The sequence below is a fragment of the Marinimicrobium locisalis genome, from assembly GCF_039822625.1.
Lineage (GTDB): Bacteria > Pseudomonadota > Gammaproteobacteria > Pseudomonadales > Cellvibrionaceae > Marinimicrobium > Marinimicrobium locisalis.
This window is the reverse complement of the sequence record NZ_JBDLLG010000007.1, coordinates 42,768-62,245: the sequence shown is the minus strand read 5'-3', so window position 1 is coordinate 62,245 and position 19,478 is coordinate 42,768. Positions and strand designations below refer to the sequence as shown.

The following is a 19,478-nucleotide window of genomic DNA, read 5'->3' as shown; positions in this document are numbered from 1 at the left end:
TTATTTTGGCATGCTATTTGACTACGATTCGTCCTTCGGCGCCAGCCCCCGCAGGTGCCAGCGGGCGTTGACGCGGATAAACGGTTGTTTATTGATCTGACGCTAGATGATTTAAATGCCAATCACCAGGCCCCCGGGCATTCCTACCGACTGGCCCAGCGCGGGTATCAGATAGCGGTTCAGAATGTGCAGAACCATAAAGGCAAAAATCGGGGTGATGTCGATTCCGCCGAGTGGGGGAATCAGCTTCTGGAAGGGTGCCATGATCGGGGCGACCAACTGGCGGACCAGGATCAGCGCCGGTTGTTGGCTGAATGGCGCCACCCAACTGGCGATGATGGAAATGATCAGACCCCAGAAATAAATGGAAATAACCACGGACAAAAGCCCCACGGCGGACCAGGCAATGGTCACCAGTGGGTTCAGAAAACCGAGGCCGGCGATGACCAGAACCAGCTGAATCAGCAGCCATTGAACCGCCAGCGCCAGGACCAGCGCCGCCAGGTCGATCCCGAACACGCCGGGAATGACCTTGCGCAGAGGTAGCAGCAGGGGGTTGGTGGCCTTTGCCACGAACTGGGACACGGGGTTGTAAAAATCGGCCCGCACCAGTTGGAACAAAAAGCGAAGCAAAATCAGCAACAGGTACAAGGAGCCCAGTGTGCGGATAATATAAATGGCAATTTCAGCCGAGGTAGACATGGCGTTTCCTCTCGCAGGTCAAATCTCGCAGTTCAAATCGTTTACCGGCCCAATTCGCGGGCCAGTTCGGCGGAGCGCTCGGCACAGGCGGTCATGGCGCTTTGGAACGTCTCGCGCAGCTTATTCTGTTCAAACGAGGCGATCGCTGCCTCGGTGGTGCCGCCCGGTGACATTACCCGACGGCGCAGCTCATCCACGCCCACATCGCTGCCTTGGGCCAGGGTAGCGGCCCCCAGGGCGGTCTGCAGGGTCAGCTCGGTCGCGGTTTCGCGGTCCAGGCCCAATTGGACGCCGGCATCGATCATGGATTCCATCACCAGAAAGAAATAGGCCGGGCCGGAGCCGGACACCGCTGTCAGGGCATCCATCAATGCCTCGTCATCGAGCCACTGCACCCGGCTAACGGCAGCCATTATTTGCTCGGCCTGCCGGCGCTGAATGTCCGTGGTATGGCGGTTGGCATAGAGCCCGCTGGCCCCGGCTTTAACCAAGGAGGGGGTATTGGGCATGCAGCGGATAATGGCTTGCTCTTCCCCCAGCCAGCGGCCGAGGCTCTCTGCATCAATGCCGGCGGCAATGGAAATCAGTAGCGGGCGGTGCGTCAGGCTGGGGCTCAGGTCCTCCGCGACGGCTTTCATGGCTTGGGGTTTGACCGCCAGCACGATCACTTCCGCCCACTGAGCGATGCCGTGGTTGCTTCCCGTGCCAGTGCCGAAATCCTCGCTCAGGCGGGCGAGGGTTTCCTCGGTGCGGGCGCTGGCGCGAATTTTCTCGGCGGGATAGCCTTCCTGCACCAGGCCGCCGATGATGCTGCGAGCCATGTTGCCGGCGCCGATGAAGGCGAGTTTGGGGTAACGCTGCTCAGTCATACCTGTTCCTGTTGTTGGGTCTTGTGTAAGTGTCGGCGCCCGAGGGCGTTCAGGCCGAAGGCTTCTGGCGCGGCCCGAAAATGTCGGTGCCCACCCGCACCAGGGTGGCCCCCTCGGCAACGGCCGCTTCCAGGTCGGCGGACATCCCCATGGACAGGGTGTCCAGCGCCATGCCCTCTTCGCGCAGGGCCTCCAGGGCGGTGCGCAGGCGGGCGAAACTGGCCCGCTGCTCCACCCGCGTCTCACGGGGCGCGGGTATGGCCATGAGCCCACGCAGCCGCAGGCGGGGCATGGCATCCACGGCCCGGGCGAGTTCGGGAAGCTGCGCGAGGGTCACGCCGGATTTGCTCTGCTCATCGTCCAGGTTAACCTGCAGGCAGACCTGTAGCGGGGGCAATGAGTCCGGCCGCTGCTCGCTCAGGCGCCGGGCGATTTTTTCCCGGTCCACGCTGTGCACCCACTGAAAGTGCTCGGCGATGGCCCGGGTCTTGTTCGATTGAATCGGGCCGATAAAGTGCCACTCCAGCTCCGTGAGCTCGCCCAGCGCGGCCTGCTTGTCCAGCGCCTCCTGCAAGTAGTTTTCCCCGAAACGTCGCTGGCCGGCTCGATAGGCGGCCTCAACCGCCTCGGCGGGCTGGGTTTTGCTGACGGCCACCAGCCCCACGTGGGCCGGGTCGCGTCCGGCCGTTTCGGCGGCGGTGATCAGCCGGGCGGTGACATTGTGGAGCTTCTCGTCTATCTTTGGCATATCTGTCCCGGTTGGGGCATGCTGTCGGTGGTCCGCCAGAGCGCGCAGAGGAGCGCCCGGCTCGGAGCTCCGCGGCCACTAGAACCACACAGAAACACAATTAAGGTAGCAGTATGGACATTACGGAACTTCTTGCCTTCAGCGCTAAACAGGGCGCTTCAGACTTGCACCTGTCCGCGGGCTTGCCTCCCATGATTCGCGTTGATGGCGATGTGCGGCGCATCAATCTGCCGCCCATGGAGCACAAGCAGGTGCATAGTTTGATCTACGAAATAATGAATGACAAGCAGCGCAAGGACTTTGAAGAGTTCCTGGAAACCGACTTCTCCTTCGAGGTTCCCGGGGTCGCTCGTTTCCGTGTCAACGCCTTTAACCAGAACCGTGGCGCCGGTGCCGTCTTCCGGACTATTCCCTCCAAAGTGCTGACGATGGAAGAGTTGGGCATGGGCAATGTGTTTCGCGACATTTGCGCGGTTCCCCGGGGCCTGGTGCTGGTCACCGGGCCCACGGGTTCGGGTAAGTCCACCACCTTGGCGGCCATGATGGACTATATTAATGACAACAAATATGAGCACGTGCTCACCATTGAGGACCCCATCGAATTTGTGCACGAGAGTAAGAAGTGCCTGGTAAACCAGCGGGAAGTCCACCGCGATACCCACGGCTTCTCCGAAGCATTGCGCTCTGCGCTGCGGGAAGACCCGGACATCATCCTGGTGGGCGAGCTGCGTGACCTGGAAACCATCCGGCTTGCGCTCACCGCCGCGGAAACGGGCCACCTGGTGTTCGGCACCCTGCACACCACCTCGGCGGCCAAGACTATTGACCGGGTGGTGGATGTGTTCCCCGCCAACGAGAAGGCGATGGTGCGCTCGATGTTGTCCGAGTCGTTGCAGGCGGTTATCTCCCAAACCCTGCTCAAGAAAAGCGGCGGTGGCCGAGTGGCGGCGCACGAGATCATGCGCGGCACGTCTGCCATCCGCAACCTGATTCGCGAAGACAAGGTGGCCCAGATGTACTCGGCCATCCAGACGGGGGCCTCCCTCGGCATGCAGACCATGGACCAGTGCCTGGCGGATCTGGTGTCGCGCCGTCTCGTTTCTCGGGAAGTGGCGCGCGAAAAAGCCAAGATGCCGGAAAACTTTTAAGAATTTACCGACCTGAGACCGGATACCGTTATGGATTTTGATCGTTTATTGTCGCTGATGGTGGATAAGGGCGCCTCGGACTTGTTCGTGACCGCGGGCGTGCCGCCCTCGATCAAGGTGAACGGCAAAATTGTGCCCGCCACCGCCTCGCCCTTGCCCCCCGAAAAGGCCCGGGAAATCGTGCTGGGGGTGATGAATGAGAAGCAGCGCAAGGAGTTCCTTGAAGAAAAAGAGCTGAACTTCGCCATTAGTGCGCGCGGCATCGGCCGTTTCCGGGCCAGCGCCTTCTATCAGCGCAATCTGGCGGGGATGGTGCTGCGGCGCATTGAGACCACCATTCCGGAAATTGATGATCTGGGCCTGCCGGATATCATCAAGGACTTGGCCATGACCAAGCGCGGCCTGATCCTGTTCGTCGGGGCCACCGGTACCGGTAAGTCCACCTCACTGGCGTCCATGATTGGCCACCGCAACCGTAACAGCAAGGGCCATATCATCTCCATCGAGGACCCAATCGAATTTATCCACCAGCACCAAGGCTGCATCATTACCCAGCGCGAGGTGGGGATCGACACCGACTCTTTTGAAACCGCCCTTAAAAACACCCTGCGCCAAGCGCCGGATGTAATCCTGATTGGCGAGGTGCGCACCCGGGAGACCATGGAGCACGCCATTGCCTTTGCCGAAACCGGCCACTTGTGCCTGGCCACCCTTCACGCCAACAACGCCAACCAGGCGCTGGACCGGATTATTCACTTCTTCCCTGCCGACCGTCACCGCCAGCTATGGATGGATCTGTCGCTGAATCTGCGGGGGATCGTGGCCCAGCAACTGATTCCCACCCCTGACGGCCAGGGGCGTCGAGCCTGTCTGGAGGTGCTATTGAACACCCCTCTGGCCTCGGACTTGATTCGCAAGGGCAATGTCAGCGAATTGAAGGAGCTGATGAAAAAATCCACCGAGCTGGGGATGCAGACCTTCGATCAGGCCTTGTACGAGTTGTACGATGCGGGGGAAATTACCTACGAGGATGCCCTGGCGCACGCCGACTCGCCCAACGACCTGCGGCTGTTGATCAAGCTCGGCTCGGAGACCGACGCCACCTACCTCTCCAACGCCGCCGACGAACTATCGATTGAAAATGATGGCTCCGATGATCGGGGGCGGATTTTTTAATCCGGCCGAGGTCGCCGGTGGGGGCTTTCCAGGGGGCTTAATTTTCCAGGGGACTTATTAACGGGAGCTTTTAGCCCCCTGTTAGGTAGGTTTCCAGAATAATCCGCGCGGCGATCGAGTCCACCGGGTGCTTGCCGTAGTCGCGTGGGCCGCCGCGCGCCATCACCTCGCCCTTGGCCTCGAAGCTGGATAAACGCTCGTCCACCATCTCCACGGCTACGCCGAAGCGGCCATGGAGGCGGTTGGCGAACTTTTTCGCCCGGGCGGAAAGCTCGCTTTCGGTATCGTCCATATTCAGAGGCAGGCCCACCAGTACCAATGTCGGGCGCCACTCGTCCAGCAGCGCCTTAACGGCGCCCCAGTCCGGGGTACCGTCTTTGGCTTTCAGGGGGGCTTGGGCGGTGGCGGTGTTCGTCAGAGTCTGGCCGGTGGCGACGCCAATGTTCTTGAGCCCGTAATCAAACGCGATCAGTTGCACATGGGGGTCCGGTCTCAGGCGTGGCCAGCGGTGGCGGAAATCAGGTTAAGATCAAAGCCCAGCTGATTGGCGGCCGCGGCCCAGCGTTGCTCCGTGGGGGTGTGGAACAGCACATGCCGGTCGGCCGGCATGGTCAGCCAGGCATTAGAGGCAACTTCGTCTTCAAGCTGGCCCGCCTCCCAGCCGGCGTAGCCCAGGGCAACCAGAAAGTGCTCCGGGCCCTGGCCCTCGGCCAGGGCTTCGAGAATATCCCGGGAGGCGGTCATGCTGACGTCTTCCGCAATATCCAGGGTGGACTGCCAGCGGCTGGCGTCGCGGTGAATCACAAAGCCGCGCTCCACCTGGACCGGCCCTCCGGCGAGAATCGCTTGATCCCCCAGGTTGGCTTTATCGTCGAGCCCCAGCTGGGTAAAAATCTCGCCCAGCGTCAACGGCATGGTGTTGTTTAAAACCAACCCCATAGCGCCGGATTCGCCGTGATCACAGATATACGTGATGCTATGGGCGAAGTTGCTGTCGCGCATGTTCGGCATCGCGATCAAAAAATGATCGCGCAGGCTGCCGCTGGTCAGGGTCTTGTCGGTCTCTTCGGGCATTGTCTTGTTCATACCTAAAGTATTGGGGGGAAAGCTCGGGAAAACAAGCGATTGGGTCAAAAAGAGGATAAACGGTCAATAAGGGCGGTGGAAGCCGCCGTCTAAACCGGCCTTGAGCGCCGGAGTTAGCCGCGCGGCCCCCTAATTGGCCGTGGTGGAAAGCCCGGCGATCTCGAAATTCCAGGTTCGAATAATTTCCAGCCGGTCGTAATTCTCACGAATCTCCTGGGGAAAGCTGTCGAACGGAGCGGCCAAGTGTACGATTTGCACCGCCGCCTGGTCCAACAGCGACTGGCCGGAGGACTGGAGAATTTCCACCTTGTGGATGGTGCCGTCCGGGTTAATGGACACCGACAGGCGCAGGCTGCCGGTAATGCCCCGGTCCAGCGCTTCGGGCGGATAGTGGCGATTGCCGGTCCGCTCGATTTTCTGGCCCCACTCGTGGAGGTACTGGGCGTCATGCGAGGCTTTTGTGGCCACGGAGGTGAGGCGGCGAATGCGCGGCCGTTTGGCGTACTCTTGGCGTTGGCGGTCGAGCTTGGCCTGCAGGCTGGCGATTTCTTGGCTCAGCACCGGCTGCTCATTGAGCTGGCCTTCTCGCTCCTCGCGTCGCTCCTGAGGGTCCGCTTCCTTGGGGCTTTGCTGTTGGCGGTCGCTCTGGCCGGTGGTGGTCACCACGGTTTTGTCTCGGCGCTCGCGGGCGCTGGTGGCCTGAGTCTGCGGGGTGGGGTTGACGTTGCGCACTTGGGTGTCGGCAAATTCGGCCTCCCGCTCGGTGGTGAGCTGGCGCGCTTCATCCTGGGTGCCGCTGGCCTGCTGATTGTGCTGCGCCAGGTAGTCCGCCTCTTCCGGCGCCTTGGCGTCCCGGTGGGTGGCCAGAGTAACGTCGAGCGTGGGGGCGGCCCGTCCGGGCTCCGGCAGGGTAAAGGAGACACCGAATATCAGCAGCGCGTGTACGGCGATGGCTAAGAATAGTGTAAAGCTCAGGCGGTCGCCGGTATCCACCGAGGTGGCGGCCAACGCGTTCTGCTCGGGAGCGCTCCGGCGAGGGGGCGCTTGGGTGTTTTTTTTGCTCATAACTGCGGATCAGTTTAAACGACGCTCGATCGCATCCATCAGGCGGGCGCCGATACGAGTGTCGTGGGCCTTGTCAATTTCGCGCACGCAGGTGGGGCTGGTGACGTTGATTTCGGTTAGGTAGTCACCGATCACATCCAGCCCCACAAAGAGTAACCCCTTTTCTTGGAGTGTGGGGGAGACCTGTTCGACGATCCAGCGGTCCCGGTCGGTCAGGGGCTGGGCAACGCCGCGCCCGCCCGCCGCCAGGTTGCCCCGGGTTTCTCCGCTGGCGGGTATGCGGGCGAGGCTGTAGGGCACGGCTTCGCCATCCACCACCAGTATCCGCTTGTCGCCCTGGGCAATGGCCGGCAGATAGCGTTGGCCCATGACCATGTCGGTGCCGAAGTCGGTCAGGGTCTCCAGGATCACGCTGATATTGGGGTCATCCTCCCGGCAGTGGTAAATACGGCTGCCGCCCATGCCGTCCAGCGGCTTGAAAATGACATCTTTGTGCTCTTTGTGGAAGCGGCGCAGGCGGGCCGGGTCACGGCTGACCAGCAGCGGCGGGCAGCACTGGGGGAACTGGGTGGCAAATATCTTCTCATTGCAGTCACGCAGGCTCTGGGGGTCGTTGACCACCAGGCTGCCCTTGCGCTGGGCCGCCTCCAGAATATAGGTACTATAGGTGTATTCGTTGTCGAATGGCGGATCCTTACGCATCATCAGCACATCTAGCTCCGAGAGCGGGCGCTCCTGACGTGGCCCCAGCTCGAACCAGTGGTTCGGGTCGTCCATGACCAGCAGCGGGCGGGTGCTGGCCCAGGCCTCGCCCCGGTCCAGGTACAGGTCCGATTGCTCCATGTAGAGCAGGTCCCAGCCACGCTCCTGGGCGGCCAGCAGCAGCGCCAGGGTGGTGTCTTTGTAAAAGGTGATGCTGGCAATGGGGTCCATGATCACGCCAAGGGAAATGCTCATACTGTCGTTTTCCGGGCTGAAATAGAGGGGCGGGCAAGTTGCCGCGTGGAGCTATGCGCGCTAAAGTTAAGCTCTGGCGAGAAATAACGCAAGTCGCGCCGAAGCCCGTGTTCAGCGGATATGATCGTAGGGGGTGGCGTCAAAATAAGAATAAGGCATAATAAACGCCAGGCACTAATGAAATTCTTATATATTCAACTGTTTATAGATATACCTTAAAAACTGTGTTAAAAGTTGAGATAACTGTGCCGCGAGTCTTTTTGACGGTGGACTCCGGGTTTTTTGCCCAGAAGTGTGATTTCCGTCACGAACGGCGGTGAAGATAACGATGACTGCAGCGCCAAAGGTCCCAGCGATCACTCTCGAGTCTGGGCGATGCAGCATAAGGCGAAGGTCAGAAAGTTATGGACGTTAGTTTGGATAGTCTAAAAGTCATGGTAATCGACGATAGTAAAACCATTCGTCGAACTGCCGAGACCCTGTTAAAAAAGGCCGGTTGCACCGTCGTGACGGCGACAGACGGCTTTGATGCCCTGGCCAAGATCGCCGATACCCGACCGGACATTATTTTCGTCGACATCATGATGCCTCGCCTCGACGGTTACCAGACCTGCGCGCTGATCAAAAACAACAGTGATTTCAAGCGTACGCCGGTCATTATGCTCTCCAGTAAAGACGGCTTGTTCGACAAGGCCAAGGGCCGCATTGTCGGGTCTGACCAGTATTTGACCAAACCGTTCAGTAAAAGCGAGCTGCTGGGAGCGATCGAGGCCCACGTGAAGCAGGCGGAGGCCTCCTGAGCGCCGGCGTGACCTTCCGCGGCTGCCCGGACCGTCCGTCCGGGCTTGATACTTGTTTCTTTTTTGCTACTTGATTGATCTTGGGGACACTAATGGCCAGAGTATTGATTATTGACGACTCTCCCACCGAAATTTATAAACTCAGCTCCGTGCTGGAAAAGCAAGGGCACGAGGCGCTGACCGCCGAGACCGGCGAAGAAGGCATTGCTTTGGCCAAGAAAGAGCTGCCCGATGTGGTGTTGATGGATATCGTTATGCCCGGCCTGAATGGCTTCCAGGCGACCCGCCAGTTGACCAAGGCGCCGGAAACGGCCCATATACCCGTCATAATCGTCACCACCAAAGACCAGCAGACCGACCGCGTCTGGGGTATGCGGCAGGGGGCCAAGGACTTTTTGGTGAAGCCGGTAACAGCGGAAACGCTGAACGCGGCAATCGCCAAAGTGACCCAGTAAGTTTAAGGATGATCGACAACCAGTTCACAGGCGGTACCTATGTCTGATTCCGAGGCAGCCTTCGCATCATTGGTAGATTTGGCCCAGCGCAGCCGCAGCGCGGCGCGGGGGCTGCCCGCTCAGGTGGATGTTCGTCCGCACTGGAGCGGTATCGGCTTTATGCTCATGGGGCAACGGTTTGCGGTGCCCATGGGCGAAGTGTCGGAAATGCTTGAAATCCCCCCTTTTACTCACCTCCCCGGCGTACAGCCCTGGGTGCGCGGCGTGGCCAATGTGCGCGGCCGGCTGCTGCCCCTGTTTGATATGGCCGCCTTCTTCGGTGCGCAGCTCTCCGGAGGGCGCAAGCAGCGCCGGGTGTTGGTATTGGAAACCGAAAACCTCTACAGCGGGTTGATGGTGGATCAAGTGTTCGGTATGCAGCATTTCCCTACCGATCAGTATAAAGCTGAGGCCGGTCCGGTAGACGCCGTGATACAGCCGTATACTGAGGGGAGTTACGAGCACGACGGGCAGCGCTGGACGGTTTTCCGCCCGGCGCTGCTTGCACAGGACCCGCGTTTTATTAACGCCGCGCGCAACTAGCAGGCGGGCGCGGCCCGGACGGTTTGCCGGGCGGTAAACTATCTATTTCATTGGTCAGGAACAACAATAAGGCGTTACGTCACCTTAGGAGTGCTTACATGAAAACCGAATCCAGAAACCTGTTTGCCAACGTCCGGGCCAACCCGGCGATGGTTGTGCTGGTGGTATTGCTGATCGGCTTTCTGGTGTTGATCCCCATCACCTACATTATGGTGCAACGGGGCTTGGAACGAGACCAGGAATACCTCCAGCAGGCCGCCGAACTGCGCGCCCAGGCCTACCGGCTGACGGCCCTATCGAGGGACGCCATTGAGGGGGACCAGGAAGCCTTCACCGAGCTGGCGCAAGTGGTGGAAACCATGGGCAATACCTGGCAGTCGCTGCGCAGCAGTGACCCCAGAACGCGCGAGCAACTGAGCAAGGAGTTCAGCGCTTACGCCCAGGTGTGGAATGATGTGCGTGAAAACGCCAACACGATCCTGACCAACCGCGACACCATCGTCTTCCTGAACGAGGTGGGGCAGACGTTGAACGATACCCTGCCGGAGCTGCAGGCGGAACATAACAACATTGTCGAGATTTTGATCGAGAACGACGCGCCCGCCGAGCAGGTCTCTCAGGCCCAGATGCAGAGCTGGCGCGCTGAGCGTATTGGGCGAAACGTGGATAAGATGCTCCGGGGTGACGCCGATGCCTCCCGCGCCGCCGACCAGTTCAACCTGGATGCCAACATCTACGGTCGGGTACTGACCGCCATGCAGGAAGGCAGCGAGGCAATGCGGATCAGCCGTATTACCGACGAAGAGGCGCAGCAATCCCTGGCTGAAATCGCCGAACTGTTCGACTTCGTAAACAGCTCCATTCAGGAAATCTTCGAGGGTTCTCCTGCCCTGCTGGCCGCCTTGCAAGCCAACGAAGCCTTGATCGACGACGCGCCTATTCTTCTGGAAGCCGTGGCGGATATTTCCGACAAAATCTCCGAGCAGGCCCCGTTGCGCCAGCCCAACAACATGACCATTCTGGCCCTGGGCGTTGCCGCCGCACTCTGTTTGGCCTCCATTGGTATCCTGCTGTACCGCGGTACTCGCCGCCGTCTGCTCGAAACCGCCGAGACCAACGAGCGGAACCAGAATGCGATTCTGCGACTGCTGGACGAACTGGCTGACCTGGCCGACGGTGACTTGACCACCACCGCCACGGTAACCGAAGACTTTACGGGCGCCATTGCCGACTCTATTAACTTCACCATTGACCAGCTGCGGATTCTGGTGGCCCGAATCAACGAAACGGCGGTGAACGTATCCGCCGCCGCCCAGGAAACCCAGCAGACCGCGCTGCACCTGGCGGAAGCCTCCGAGCACCAGGCTCAGGAAATCGCCGGTGCCTCGGCGGCCGTGAACGAAATGGCCGTGACCATTGACCAGGTATCCGCCAACGCCGCCGAATCGGCCGCGGTAGCGGAACGAGCGGTATCCATTGCGACCAACGGCGCCAAGGTGGTACAGAACACCATCAACGGCATGGATACCATTCGCGAGCAGATTCAGGATACCTCCAAGCGGATTAAGCGCTTGGGTGAATCCTCCCAGGAAATTGGTGACATCGTTAGTCTGATTAACGACATTGCCGACCAAACCAACATTCTGGCCTTGAACGCCGCGATTCAGGCCTCTATGGCCGGGGACGCGGGCCGCGGCTTCGCGGTGGTTGCGGACGAAGTGCAGCGACTGGCCGAACGTTCAGCCGCTGCGACCAAGCAGATTGAAGCACTGGTTAAAACCATTCAGAACGACACCAACGAGGCGGTTATCTCCATGGAGCAAACCACCTCTGAAGTGGTGCGCGGTGCTCGCCTGGCCCAAGACGCCGGTGTGGCCCTGGAAGAAATTGAAACGGTATCGAACAACCTGGCCGAGTTGATTCAGAACATCTCCAACGCCGCTCGCCAGCAGGCCTCCTCCGCGGGTCACATCTCCAACACGATGAACGTGATTCAGGAAATTACCACTCAGACCTCCGCCGGTACCGGCGCCACCGCCCAGTCCATTGGTAACTTGGCGGAAATGGCGATGGATCTGCGCGAATCGGTGGCAGGCTTCAAGCTGCCCGAAGAAGAAACGGAAGAGGCACACGCCTCCTCCTTCCCGCCGCCCCCTTCCGGCTCCGGTAGCGATGACGACGCGTTCGCGGGCTTGCACGAGGAAGACGGCGGCGACGATGAGGCCGAAACCTTGTCTGAAGTAGAAGAGTACGATGAGTCAGATGTGATTGATCTGGACGATGAAGTCGTACCCGAGGACGAGAGCGAAGAAGACCGCAATAAAAAACAGCGTTCGGATCGCGAACTGGTCTAATGGAGCGTTCGGCGCCGAACTGAGTTCGGGGCCGAACCTAACGGGGTAGAGAAACTCTATGGTGTGGTCTCTGCAGGCGCCGACGGATTTATCCGAAAGCCAGTTTGCTCAGTGGAGCAAGCTGCTGGAGGAGCGCACGGGCATTCAGTTGTCAGTGCAGCAGAAAGCGCTGTTGCAGTCACAGGTGGCGATCCGTATGCGTGAGCTCGGCTACCAGGACACCAACCAATACTTCGAAGAAGTGACCAACGGCCTCTCGGGGCTAATGGAGTGGTCCGTGCTCGTGGACCGGTTGACCGTTAAGGAGACCAGCTTTTTTCGTCACCGTCCCTCGCTGGAGTATGTGCGTCGGTTTTTACAGAACCGCATCAACAATCGAAAGCTGGATAACAGTTTTGATGTGTGGAGCGTGGGCTGCGCTAGCGGCGAGGAACCCTACTCCCTGGCCATGGTGGCAAACGACTGCTTCGAACTGGCGATGCTGGACCCGTATTACGGCATTACCGCCACAGATATCAGCCAGTCGGCACTCGCGCAGGCGCGCCGTGCCCGGTACCCGCAGCGCAAGCTCGAACCGCTTTACCCCGATGAAGTTCAGCGCTATCTCACTCGTACCGATGACGGTCAGTACGAGGTAAGCGAAAAATTGCGTGACCGGGTCTGTTTCAGTCAGGGCAACATTACCCGGATTGGACACATGCCCGTGATCAAAATGGACGTTATCTTTTGTCAAAATCTTCTGGTCTATTTTCGCCGCTGGCTGCGGCGCGACATACTCAACGCCTTTGCGGATCGCCTTAAACCGGGCGGCGTGTTGATTATCGGGCTGGGAGAAGCCGTGGACTGGGAGCACCCGAGTCTGCGCCGCGTTGTGGGTGATGAGGTTCAGGCCTATATCCGCGATGAGCGACAAAAACAATGAGGAATGCTCCGCATGACAGACAGCCGTAATTTTGCTGCCTTGGACTGGGTGATTCACGAAATCATCGACACTCTGAAAGAGGCGCGCGACGCACTGGAATCCTATGTGGAGAATCCCAGGGATGAGGCGCGTCTGCGTTTTTGCCTGACCCACATCCATCAAGTGCGCGGCAGCCTGCAAATGGTGGAGTTCTACGGCGCGGCAATGATGGCCGAAGAGATGGAAAATCTCGCCCAGGCCATGATCAATGACAGCGTGGCCAATACCGCAGAAGCCCAGGAAGTGCTGATGCGGGCGATTCTACAGTTCCCGGTCTACCTGGAAAAAGTCAAAGCCTCCCGGCGTGACAACCCCCTAATGGTGTTGCCGCTACTGAACGACCTGCGGGCCGTGCGTGGCGAAAGCCTGCTGACCGAAACCAAATTGTTCAGCCCCTACCTGGCACCGGCACGGCAACCCACCGGTGAGCGACTGCCGCTGTTGAACAACAGCGACCAGTTCAAAGACACGGTGCGCAAGCTGCGCCAGATGTACCAGTATTCCGCCGCCGCCTTTATCCGTGGTATCAACCCGGATGAAAACCTGGCGTACCTGAAAAAAGCGTTTGAGCGTTTGCACAAGTTGACTCGCGGCACAGCTCGTCAGTCCTTGTGGCATATCTGCCTGGCGCTGGCCGAAGCCCTGGAAATGGATGCCATTGAGTCCAGTGTTTCAATCAAGAACCTGTTGCGTCAGCTCGACCGCGAGCTTAAGGACATGGTCATTCATGGGGTCAAATCCCTGGATGTTCCCGCGGGCGACCAACTGCTGAAGAACCTCCTCTACTACGTGGCACGCTCAGGCAAGCATGCCCCCGGTTTTTCCGAAGGCTCCCACCTCCAAGCGGTTTATCAGCGCTACGAACTCGAGCGCGCGCTCCCGGAAGGTCGGGAGAGTGGCGAGGAGGGCAGCGAGGCCCAAAACCTGCTTTCGGCGCCTGATGCCGAAGCCATGAATTCGGTGGTGACCGCGCTCAAAGGTGAGCTGGATGCCGTCAAAGAAGCGCTGGATGTCTCTCTCTCCAGCGCCGACCGCAAACAGGCACTGGAAGAATCGCTGCCCGTGATAAAGCGGGTGGCCGATACCATGGCCGTGCTGGGAATCGGGGACTTGCGCAAACAAGTGCTGGATCAAGGGATCGCCATTGAACAGATGGTGAGCTCCGAAAACGGCATGGGCGATGATGAGCTCATGTCCCTGGCGGGGCGAGTGCTCGATATCGAAAACGGGTTGGATGCGCTGGTGGCCACCGCCGGTCGCAGCACCGACGGGGCGCAGGTGCAGGCCGACCTGAACCTGACCCGAGCACAGGAATCGGTGCTGCGCGAGTCCCGCAGTGGCCTGGAACAGGCCAAAGATGCGATTGTGGAATACATTGCCTCCCAATGGGACCGCAGTCACTTGCAACCGGTACCGGGCACCCTGCGGGAAATCCGCGGCGGCCTGGAAATAATCCCCCTCAGCCGTCCGGCACGCATTCTCGGCGCCTGCGCCCGCTACGTGGAAGAGCAATTGCTCGAAGGCGAGGCGACGCCCGAGTGGTCCCAACTGGACACCCTGGCCGATGCGATCACCAGCGTCGAATACTACCTGGAGCGGTTCGATAGCGACCATGCGGAAGAGAATGAGCTGTTGCTGGGCGTGGCCGAAGAAAGTCTCTCTCAGCTGGGCTATGCGGTTGCCCCCTCCCAGATTCATCGCAAAAGTGCGCAAGAGTCGGTTCAAGAGCCGGCCGAAGATCAAACCGACAGTGACTTGGCAGAGCTGCAGGACAGCGACGATATCGAGTTAAGTGCGGCCTATGACTCGGCTCTCAGTGACACCGAAGACAGTGACATTGAAGAAAGCCCCGAGGCGCTGTTTGACACCGCCGAAGCGGATGGGCGGGAAGCGGGCGCCGAGCGCGACGTGGATTCCGAAATAAGCACCTCTGAAGCAGAGGCCGAGTCCGAAGCGCCGGAAACCGAAACCGCCGAAGACGAATACTCCGTTGACGCCCTGGCGGCCGAAGTCGCCGCGGCCGACGCGGAAGATCGGCAAGCCTCGGAGCCAGAGCCCACTCCAGAGCCAGAACAAGCGGAAGCCACCGCCGAGGACGATGAAGACGAGATCGACGAAGAGATTCTCGAAATCTTCATTGAAGAGGCCGAAGAGGTCACCGAGGCCATCAACGAATTTTTCCCGCAGTGGGCCCAGGATTTTGCCGATCAGGACTCCCTGAGCGAGTTCCGCCGCGCGTTCCACACCCTAAAGGGAAGCGGTCGCATGGTGGGCGCCTCGGACATCGGCGAGTTGGCCTGGTCCATTGAGAACATGCTCAACCGCATCATCGACGGTACGGTGACTCCCAGCGAGCGTCATGTGGCCGTCATCGAAAAAGTGCGCGGCTTGCTGCCCGATATGATTGAGGCATTCCGCACCCAGGCGTCCAACCCCCATCCGGACACCACGGCGCGCTGTGAATCTTATGCCAACGCGCTTTCCAGCGGGGAGGAGCCGACCGTTTCACTCGAAAGCGACGCGCCGACCTCGCAGCCTCAGGCCCCTGCCGAAGAAAGCGGCACCGAGCAAGCCGAACGCCCGCCGGTGGCCAAGGTGGAAGAAGACGATGGCGAAGAGGACGACCGGGACACTCAGTTGTGGGAAATCTTCGGTGTTGAAGCACTGACGCATCTACAAGTGGTCGAGCAGTATATTCGGGAAATGGAAGAAGCAGCACCGCTGTACACACCGCCGAGTGACGCTACCCAACGGGCGCTGCACACGCTTAAGGGCAGCGCGCACATGGCTAGCATCACGCCCATTGCCGAGCTGGCCACACCCCTGGAGCGGTTCGTCAAAGAGCTGCGTACTTACCAGGTCGATATCAACGACGACATTTTGCAGCTGCTTCGCGACGCGGTGGATTATACGACCCACGCCCTGGCGGATATCGAGCAGGGGCAAACGGTGGAAATACCCAAACTGGGGCAGTTCCAGGCGCGCGTCGCCGAGTTGCGGGAAATTTTCGTGGCGCCCTTGGCGCGCCAACAGGAAGCCGAATCCAAAGGCCAAAAGGCCATTGATCCAGAGCTGCTCGCCATCTTTATGGCCGAGGAAATGAACCTACTGCTCGATGCCGATGAAATCATCAAGCAGTGGCGCCAAGAGCCGGATAATCTCGCGCCGCTCAGACCCCTGCGGGCAGAGCTCTCCACCCTCACAAACGGCGCTCGCCACGCCAACCTGCCCCCCATGGCGGACCTGGGCGATAAGCTGTACCGCGTCTACGGCGGTGTCATGAGCGGCCAGTTCCCCTGCGACGACAACCTTTGCCAGCAACTGGTGGATGCCCACATGGCGCTGCTCGATTTGGTGGACGCCGTCGCCGTGGGGCAAAACCTCGAGCCCGCTCCCGAGGCGATCCAGGCCCCCCTCGACCGGATGCTGAGCGAACTGGAGGCCAGCGCGGCCCCGGAAGACCACAGCACATACGAGGAAGCCGCTGCACCGACGGAAAGCGAGGGAGAGCACCCCGAGTTTGCCGAGGCCTCGAACGAATCCGAACCTTACGCTAACTGGCCTTCCCCCGAATCGGAGGCGCAAGGCGAGCACGCCGACGCCCAAAACGACGAAAGCACCTCGACCGCTTCGGACATTGAGTGGACGGCTGAAGAGTTACAAGAGCCTTCAGCGGAGAATGAGGAGCCCTCAGCGGAGAATGAAGAGCCCTCAGTGGAGGTTGAAAAAGAGTCCTCAGCGGAGAATGAAGAGCCCTTAGCGGAGGTTGAACAGGAGCCCTCAGCGCGGGAGGAACAAGAACCCTCAGCGCAGGAGGAACAAGAGCCTTCTGCAGAGAATGTAGAACCCTCTGCAGAAGAGGCGCCCCAAGAGTATACAGCCAAAGCTGACCGAGACCTCCCCGCGGAAGCTTCCCCAGAGGAGGAAGCCTCGGAGCTTTCTTCGGAAAACATTTCATTCGACGACCTTCCAGAGGAGCACACCTCGGAAGCCACGACAGAGCCAGAAGAATCCTCCGAAGAAGCGCATTCGACGGAGCAAATCGAAGAGCCGCTCCCAGAGCAGGGGGAAGAGCCCTCAGCGGAGGATGATGAAGCGCCCTCCGCAGAAGAAGCGCCTTCTACAACAGAACAGGCTCCCGAGCCGCAAGCGCCCTCGGCCCAAGAGGACGACGAAGAAGTCGACGAAGAGATTGTCGAAATCTTCCTCGAGGAAGCCGACGACTTGATGGAAGACATCGACCGGGCCCTGACCGAGTGGCAGGACGACTGGAGCAACCCGGAATTCCCCGAAGACCTCAAGCGTTCCCTGCACACGCTTAAAGGCGGCGCTCGTCTGGCGGGAATCACCGACGTGGGGGACCTGGCCCACGACTTTGAAACCCTGCTGATTGGGATGCGCGAGCGGGACACCATTGACCGCGCCTTCTTCCAGCGCCTGACCGACTTCCAAGACAAAATCCATACTGGCATAACGCGCGTTCAGGCCAAGATGGCCGGTGAAGATCCGGGGCCGGCCGTCGAAAGTCCCGAGCCGGCTGCCAGCGAAGTCGCTCCGGCACCGGTCGCGCGCGACCCGGAAACCGGAAACGTCGTCCCCTTTGCGCCCAAGTCCAAGCCCGGTGCCACCGCTACGACCGCGCCCGGCCCCCAAACCGGTGGCGCGGTCAGCGCCTCGGGCGGTGGTGGCGGCAAGGGTGCCCAGGTGCAGCACTTGGCGGCACGCCGCAGCGGCCCGCAGGAGGTCGTGCGCGTCTCGGCCGAACTGCTGGAAGAGTTGGTTAACCTCGCCGGTGAAACCTCCATTACCCGGGGGCGGATCGAGGAGCAGGTGGGCGACCTGGGGCTGGCCATCGACGAAATGGACTCCACCATCGTGCGCCTGCAGGAGCAGCTGCGCCGGCTGGATATCGAAACCGAGGCGCAGGTGATCTTCCGTCAGGAGCAGATGGAAGCGCACGAAGAGTTCGATCCTCTGGAAATGGACCGCTACTCCCAGTTGCAGCAACTGTCCCGCTCTCTGATGGAGTCCGCCTCGGACTTGCTCGACTTGAAAAACACCCTGTCGGACAAAAACCGCGACACCGAAACCCTGTTGCTGCAACAGTCCCGCATTAACACCGACTTGCAGGAAGGCCTGATGCGCTCGCGCATGGTGCCTTTCTCCCGGCTGGTGCCGCGCTTGCGCCGCATCGTGCGCCAAGCGGCCACCGAGCTGGGCAAGGAAGTGGACTTCGAGCTGGATAACGTTGAAGGTGAACTGGACCGCTCGGTACTGGAGCGAATGGTGGCGCCGTTGGAGCATATGCTGCGCAACGCCGTGGACCACGGTATCGAGCCGCCCGAGGAGCGCGAGGCCGCCGGCAAGGCACGCACCGGGCGCATTATGCTGGGCCTGGCCCGCGAGGGCGGGGAAGTGATGCTGCGCCTGGCCGATGACGGCCGGGGCATCAACCTGGAACGAGTGCGGGCCAAGGCCGTCGAGCGGGGCTTGATGACCGAGGATGCGAAACTCAGTGACCGGGACATCATGCAGTTCATTCTGCATGCGGGCTTCAGTACCGCCGACAAGGTTACCCAGATTTCCGGCCGGGGGGTCGGTATGGATGTGGTCCACTCCGAGATCAAACAGCTGGGTGGCTCCATGTTCATTAACTCCGAGAGCGGAAACGGCTCGGAGTTTATTGTTCGCCTGCCGTTCACTGTGTCGGTCAACCGCGCCCTGATGATTCAAATCGGCGATGATTACTATGCCGTGCCGCTGAACACCATTGAAGGTATTGTGCGGGTCAGCCCCTTTGAACTGGAACACTACTATTCTGATCCCAACTCGCATTTCGAGTACGCCGGTGAGGAATACCAGGTGCGCTACCTCGGCACCATGCTCGACAGCGATGCCCGACCCAAGCTAGACGCACAAACCCTGCCGCTGCCGGTCGTGCTGGTGCGCAGCGCCGAGCACACCGTCGCTCTACAGGTGGACCGCCTGCTGGGCAGTAGCGAAATTGTAGTGAAAACCCTGGGCGTGCAGTTCAGCACGGTCAGCGGGGTTTCCGGTGCCACCGTCATGGGCGATGGCAGCGTGGTGGTAATTTTGGATCCCCACGCCCTGATGCGCGAAAAGTTGGCGTTGGGCATGCCCAACGCCACGTTGCTTGAGCCGGAGGAACCGCCGCAGAGCCGTGATGAGGAAGACGAAAAAGTCGTCATGGTGGTGGATGACTCGGTCACGGTACGCAAGGTAACCGGCCGCTTCCTCGAGCGCGAAGGCTTCCGGGTCATTACCGCCAAAGACGGCGCCGAGGCTTTGCTGACGCTTCAGGATCACCTCCCGGATGTGATGCTTCTGGATATCGAAATGCCCCGTATGGACGGCTTCGAGGTGGCGAGCAACATGCGCAACAGCTCGCGCCTGAAGGATATCCCGATCATCATGATCACCTCCCGGACCGGGGAAAAGCACCGGGAGCGAGCGTTCAACATTGGTGTGGACAAGTATATGGGCAAGCCCTATCAGGAAGAGCTGTTGCTGAGTAATATCCAAGAGCTGCTGGAAAAAGCGCAGGCGAACTAGCC

The 19,478-nt window shown here is 60.2% G+C and carries 15 protein-coding genes; 8 read left to right on the top strand and 7 right to left on the bottom strand.

Going from position 1 to position 19,478, the window contains the following annotated elements:
- Positions 1 to 111: 111 nt before the first annotated feature.
- Genes AAE514_RS06430 through AAE514_RS06420 form a run of 3 tightly spaced genes read right to left on the bottom strand, consistent with a single transcriptional unit; the run spans position 112 to position 2,319 of the window.
- The gene (locus AAE514_RS06430; RefSeq protein WP_347330701.1) at positions 112 to 702 is read right to left on the bottom strand and encodes a YggT family protein; all 591 of its coding nucleotides are present in this window, start codon (positions 700 to 702) and stop codon (positions 112 to 114) included.
- Between the two features lie 41 nt (positions 703 to 743).
- Positions 744 to 1,571, bottom strand: a complete 828-nt coding sequence (gene proC, locus AAE514_RS06425; RefSeq protein WP_347330700.1) for a pyrroline-5-carboxylate reductase — start codon at positions 1,569 to 1,571, stop codon at positions 744 to 746.
- A gap of 49 nt (positions 1,572 to 1,620) precedes the next feature.
- Positions 1,621 to 2,319 (bottom strand): YggS family pyridoxal phosphate-dependent enzyme, encoded by a 699-nt coding sequence (locus tag AAE514_RS06420; RefSeq protein ID WP_347330699.1) that lies wholly within the window; start codon positions 2,317 to 2,319, stop codon positions 1,621 to 1,623.
- Positions 2,320 to 2,432: 113 nt separating this feature from the next.
- Between AAE514_RS06420 and AAE514_RS06415 the strand changes: the two genes are divergently transcribed.
- Positions 2,433 to 3,467 carry a type IV pilus twitching motility protein PilT gene (locus AAE514_RS06415; RefSeq protein ID WP_347330698.1) on the top strand — a complete coding sequence of 345 codons (1,035 nt, stop codon included), beginning with the start codon at positions 2,433 to 2,435 and terminating at the stop codon, positions 3,465 to 3,467.
- 30 nt (positions 3,468 to 3,497) lie between these two features.
- Positions 3,498 to 4,643 carry a PilT/PilU family type 4a pilus ATPase gene (locus AAE514_RS06410; RefSeq protein ID WP_347330697.1) on the top strand — a complete coding sequence of 382 codons (1,146 nt, stop codon included), beginning with the start codon at positions 3,498 to 3,500 and terminating at the stop codon, positions 4,641 to 4,643.
- Positions 4,644 to 4,713: 70 nt separating this feature from the next.
- On the opposite strand, the gene ruvX is transcribed toward AAE514_RS06410, so the two are convergent.
- From ruvX to gshB, 4 genes are all read right to left on the bottom strand, one after another.
- On the bottom strand, positions 4,714 to 5,121 hold the full coding sequence (ruvX, locus tag AAE514_RS06405; RefSeq protein WP_347330696.1) for a Holliday junction resolvase RuvX: 408 nt from the start codon (positions 5,119 to 5,121) through the stop codon (positions 4,714 to 4,716).
- A gap of 14 nt (positions 5,122 to 5,135) precedes the next feature.
- Positions 5,136 to 5,717: a YqgE/AlgH family protein gene (locus AAE514_RS06400; RefSeq protein WP_347330695.1), complete on the bottom strand. Its 582-nt coding sequence runs from the start codon at positions 5,715 to 5,717 to the stop codon at positions 5,136 to 5,138.
- 141 nt (positions 5,718 to 5,858) lie between these two features.
- Positions 5,859 to 6,794, bottom strand: a complete 936-nt coding sequence (locus AAE514_RS06395) for an energy transducer TonB (protein ID WP_347330694.1) — start codon at positions 6,792 to 6,794, stop codon at positions 5,859 to 5,861.
- A 9-nt stretch (positions 6,795 to 6,803) separates the two neighbouring features.
- On the bottom strand, positions 6,804 to 7,751 hold the full coding sequence (gene gshB, locus AAE514_RS06390; protein WP_347330693.1) for a glutathione synthase: 948 nt from the start codon (positions 7,749 to 7,751) through the stop codon (positions 6,804 to 6,806).
- Between the two features lie 404 nt (positions 7,752 to 8,155).
- Here gshB and pilG point away from each other — a divergent pair, with 404 nt between their 5' ends.
- The 6 genes from pilG to AAE514_RS06360 all read left to right on the top strand — a co-directional run bounded on the left by pilG (position 8,156) and on the right by AAE514_RS06360 (position 19,476).
- Positions 8,156 to 8,551, top strand: a complete 396-nt coding sequence (gene pilG, locus AAE514_RS06385) for a twitching motility response regulator PilG (RefSeq protein ID WP_347330692.1) — start codon at positions 8,156 to 8,158, stop codon at positions 8,549 to 8,551.
- A gap of 92 nt (positions 8,552 to 8,643) precedes the next feature.
- Positions 8,644 to 9,006 carry a twitching motility response regulator PilH gene (gene pilH, locus AAE514_RS06380; protein ID WP_347330691.1) on the top strand — a complete coding sequence of 121 codons (363 nt, stop codon included), beginning with the start codon at positions 8,644 to 8,646 and terminating at the stop codon, positions 9,004 to 9,006.
- 39 nt (positions 9,007 to 9,045) lie between these two features.
- Positions 9,046 to 9,588 (top strand): chemotaxis protein CheW, encoded by a 543-nt coding sequence (locus AAE514_RS06375; protein ID WP_347330690.1) that lies wholly within the window; start codon positions 9,046 to 9,048, stop codon positions 9,586 to 9,588.
- Positions 9,589 to 9,686: 98 nt separating this feature from the next.
- A complete protein-coding gene (locus AAE514_RS06370; RefSeq protein ID WP_347330689.1) occupies positions 9,687 to 11,942 on the top strand; it encodes a methyl-accepting chemotaxis protein in 2,256 nt (751 codons plus the stop codon).
- 58 nt (positions 11,943 to 12,000) lie between these two features.
- A complete protein-coding gene (locus tag AAE514_RS06365; protein ID WP_347330688.1) occupies positions 12,001 to 12,864 on the top strand; it encodes a CheR family methyltransferase in 864 nt (287 codons plus the stop codon).
- A 3-nt stretch (positions 12,865 to 12,867) separates the two neighbouring features.
- Positions 12,868 to 19,476 (top strand): Hpt domain-containing protein, encoded by a 6,609-nt coding sequence (locus AAE514_RS06360; protein ID WP_430623885.1) that lies wholly within the window; start codon positions 12,868 to 12,870, stop codon positions 19,474 to 19,476.
- Positions 19,477 to 19,478 lie beyond the last annotated feature (2 nt).